Annotated in this window: 2 protein-coding genes; both read right to left on the minus strand. The window is 73.9% G+C overall.

Annotated features, from left to right (window positions below; translation table 11 throughout):
• On the minus strand, positions 1-784 hold a 784-nt coding region (locus A612_RS04735; protein WP_019373393.1), incomplete at its 3' end, for an MlaD family protein.
• Positions 784-1,378 (minus strand): ABC transporter ATP-binding protein (locus A612_RS04740; protein ID WP_019373394.1); only part of this gene is annotated, 595 nt, incomplete at its 5' end. The genes A612_RS04740 and A612_RS04735, both read right to left, overlap by 1 nt.

Here is a 1,378-nt window from a genome sequence, read left to right on the forward strand (position 1 = left end):
CCGCCGCGAGCGACTTCGCGCCCGCGGCGACCTCGTCGATCAGTCCGTCCTCGGCCGCCAGCCGCTGCACGGCGCCGGCCACCTGGTCGGCGGCGCGGCTGGCGTTGTCCCCCGCCTGGCGCAGCGCGGCGAGGGTCTGGCGCGCGTCGGCCGCCACCTCCGGCAGCACAGCCAGCGCCGGGTCGAGCCGCGCGTCCACCGTGCGCTCCAGGCGCTGGGCCAGCGCGCTCACGCTGCCGGCCGCCTGGCCGATCTGCCCGATGGCGTCCGCCAGGCGCTGCTGGTTCTCCTCGGCCAGCAGCTGGTTGATGCGCTCGGTCGCCTGCTGCACCTGGCCCAGGATGGCCGGGCCCTGCTCGGCCAGCTGGCTGAAGGGCGAGGACTGCAGCGGCAGGCGCGGCAGCCCGCTGGCGCCGGGCGGCGGCGCGGGCAGCGGCTTTTCCGCATCGTCGAGCAGGATGTGGGCCAGGCCCGTCACGCCCTGGTAGCCGAGCGTGGCGTAGGTGGTCGGGCTGATCGGCGCGCTGGCGTTCACGGCCAGGCGGATCAGCACGTTGCCGCTGGCCTCCGGGTCGAAGCCGATGCGCGTGACCTTGCCCACCGACACGCCCTTGTAGCGCACCGCCGCCTGCGGCTGCAGGCCGCTCACGCTGTCCTTGCTGGACAGCTCGTAGTAGCGGTAGTCGGTCTGGTCGCGCGTGAGCCACAGCGCCAGCCCGGCCAGCAGCGCCGCGACGGCCAGCACGAACAGGCCGGCCGCCAGGGCATGGGACTTGTTTTCCATCAGGCCTCCTTCGGGGCAGCGGGCGCGGGCGCGCCGGGCCGGGCCCGGGCGCGGCGGCCGCGCTCGCCGAGGAAAAAGTGTTCGATGAACGGGTGCTCGAAGCGCGCCACCTCGTCGGGCGTGCCCTGGACGATCACGCGCCGGTCGGCCAGCACCGCCACGCGCGTGGACAGGTCGTACAGCGTATCGAGGTCGTGCGTCACCATGATCACCGTCAGGCCGAGCGCGGCGTGCAGCTCGCGCAGCAAGTCGCAAAACTCGTCCGAGCTGTTCGGGTCCAGCCCGGCCGTGGGCTCGTCGAGCAGCAGCAGGGGCGGATCCATGATGAGCGCGCGCGCCAGCGCCACGCGCTTGATCATGCCACCGGACAGGTCGGAGGGCATGCGCGTCGCGTGCTCGGGCTTCAGGCCCACCATGCGCAGCTTGACCAGCGCGGCGTCGGTCACCACCTGCGGCGGCAGCGTGCCGAGCTCGCGCAGCGCGAAGGCCACGTTGTCGAGCACGCTGAAGGCGGAAAACAGCGCCCCGTGCTGAAACAGCATGCCCACGCGGCCGCTGGCGCCGTCGCCACCGAGCTCGGTGGCGGGCCGCCCC

The sequence above is a fragment of the Melaminivora alkalimesophila genome, assembly GCF_000282995.1.
Taxonomy (GTDB): domain Bacteria; phylum Pseudomonadota; class Gammaproteobacteria; order Burkholderiales; family Burkholderiaceae_C; genus Melaminivora; species Melaminivora alkalimesophila.